Below are 2,377 nucleotides of genomic sequence, written 5' to 3' on the forward strand. Positions count from 1 at the left end.
CGTGCCCGGCTGAGCCGCGGCCCGCCGCCCCGGGAGCCCGGGGCCCCGGGCCGGGCGCGGAGTGCCGGACCAGCTGCCGGGCCGCCATGTCCCTGCGCTCCCCGACGGCGGAGGCGGGCAGCCCGCCCGGGGACACGTCACCCGGCTCCGTACACCCGCCGTCCAGGACCTCCACCCGGCCGACCCCCGCTCCGGAGAGCACTGCCGCGACGGCCGCGCCGACCCTGCCCGCGCCCCGGACCTGCACGCGCATCGAGCGGCGGGCCGCGAGTCTGCGCATCCCTCCGCCGGGCTCGGGATGCACGACGGAGAGCGAGGCCAGGTCGGGCCGGTGACGCTCCAGGACGTCGGACCTGGCCCGCAGCGCTTCCGCCGCCGGACCGCCCGCCCGCACGTCCTCCACGAGTCCGGCGTCCACCAACCGCGTCACCAGCGTGTCCACATGACGCTCGCTCAAGTCCATCGCCCTGGCCTGCTCACGGAGCAGCGGCATGCCTCTGGTGCCGTCGAGCAGTTCCATGAAACAGCCCGTCGCGATATCCATCGGGCCGACCTGCACCGCGTGTGCGGGTGTCACTCCGAATTGCACGGTGTCCCCGCCCCGCCAAGCGCGGCGCAGTGCGGGCTTCAACATCGGATGCACGGCTTCCCCCGGTCTGTGTGTCTGTGACTCCGCTGTGCGTGACTCTGCTGTGCGTGACTCCGCTGTGCGTGTTCCTTTGCCAGAATGCAGCGGGCCGCCGAGGCGTGCGAGAAGTTATCCACAGGCGTGGGTATTAGTCGTTCAAATGGTGCAAGGCGTGGAGCCGATCATGGAGAACCGTCCCGGAGGCGGGACTTCCCCCGCGCACAGCGGGTAACGTCGAGCCGTGCCCGCCGACCCGTCGCCCGGCTCCGCCGGGGAGCCCGCCGTGCCCGGCGCCGGACCCCGCCGGCGCGGTGCGGACCCTGCCCGCCGTGCCCCCGCGACGAGCGCGGTCGAGGTCCGCAGAAGCGCCCGCCGCCGCAGAACGGTTTCCGCCTACCGCGAGGGCGACCGCACGATCGTGCTCATCCCCGCCCGTATGTCCGAGGCCGAGGAGCGGCGCTGGGTGGACGTGATGCTCGACAGGCTCGCCGCCCAGGAGAGCAGGCGCGTCCTCGGTGACACCGAGCTCGCCGAACGGGCGGAGCGCCTGTCCGCGCAGTACTTCGCGGGCCGGGCCAGGCCCGCCTCCGTGCGGTGGGTGACCAACCAGAACTCCCGCTGGGGCTCGTGCACCCCGTCCGAGGGCAGCATCCGGCTGTCGCACCGGCTCCAGGGCATGCCGGAGTACGTCGTGGACTACGTGCTGGTCCACGAACTCGCCCACCTCCTCGTGCCCGGTCACGGGCCGCGGTTCTGGCGGCTGCTGGACGCCTACCCCCGCACCGAGCGGGCCCGCGGCTATCTGGAGGGCGTGGTGGCCGCCGACCGGCTGCCGCACCTGCCGGCCGCGCGCGGCGAGTGACAGGTGGTGGCGCCGGGTGAGGGGCGCCGGGTGTTTCTGTACCGGGTCTGTACCGGCTTCGCCCAGGGCCGGAGTTTGCGGATAGCCTGACGCGACGCATTCACCTTCCGGATGGGGGACGGTCGTTACGCATGGCCAGGGAATTCCAACGCGGCCACAAGGCCAAGATCAGCGATCTCACACCGGGGACGGACCTGTACGTAGGGGTGCAGATCGCCGGCCCGGGGCTGAGCTTTGACATCAGCTGCTTCGGGCTCGATGCCAATGAACAGCTCTCCGACGACCGGTATTTCATCTTCTTCAATCAGCCGAAATCCCCCGAGGAGTCCATTCAGCTCCTCGGGGCCCAGGCCGGTGACACCGAATCGTTCCGCGTCACCCTGGACCGCATTCCGGCGAACATCCACAAGCTGTCGTTCACCGCGACCGTGGACGGTGCCGGGCAGATGTCGCAGGTCGGCCCCGGCTACATCCGGATCGTCGCGGGCGGCGAGGAAGTCGTCAGGTACGCGTTCAACGGCTCGGAGTTCAGCACCGAGCGCGCCGTCATGCTGGGCGACTTCTACCTCAAGGACGTCTGGCGCTTCGCCGCGGTCGGCCAGGGCTTCGACGGCGGCCTCGAAGCGCTGCTGAAGAACTTCGGCGGCGAGGTCGCCGAGGAGGAACCGGCCGCAGCTCCGCCGCAGGGCGCGGCCCCGTCGTTCGCCCCGCCCGCACAGGCGGCCCCGGCCCCGTCCTTCGGCGCCCCGGCAGCCCCTCCGGCACCCCAGGTCCCTCAGCCCGCGCCCGCCTTCGGAACCCCGCCGGCCCCCGCTCCCGCCGCGCAGCAGCAGATGCACGCCGCGCCGACGATCGCCGCCCCGCTCGTCGGCGCGGCGTGCATCTGC

Annotated in this window: 3 protein-coding genes; 2 read left to right on the forward strand and 1 reads right to left on the reverse strand. The window is 72.4% G+C overall.

The features are described 5' to 3' along the window. A partial coding sequence (locus G3I41_RS32140) for a ThiF family adenylyltransferase (RefSeq protein WP_343242267.1) occupies positions 1-643 on the reverse strand: 643 nt, incomplete at its 3' end. 226 nt (positions 644-869) lie between these two features. Here G3I41_RS32140 and G3I41_RS32145 point away from each other — a divergent pair. Beyond that, positions 870-1,490: a M48 family metallopeptidase gene (locus G3I41_RS32145; RefSeq protein ID WP_164404060.1), complete on the forward strand. Its 621-nt coding sequence runs from the start codon at positions 870-872 to the stop codon at positions 1,488-1,490. A 131-nt stretch (positions 1,491-1,621) separates the two neighbouring features. After that, on the forward strand, positions 1,622-2,377 hold a 756-nt coding region (locus tag G3I41_RS32150; RefSeq protein ID WP_164404061.1), incomplete at its 3' end, for a TerD family protein.

The organism is Streptomyces sp. SID9727, from assembly GCF_010550605.1.
Lineage (GTDB): Bacteria > Actinomycetota > Actinomycetes > Streptomycetales > Streptomycetaceae > Streptomyces.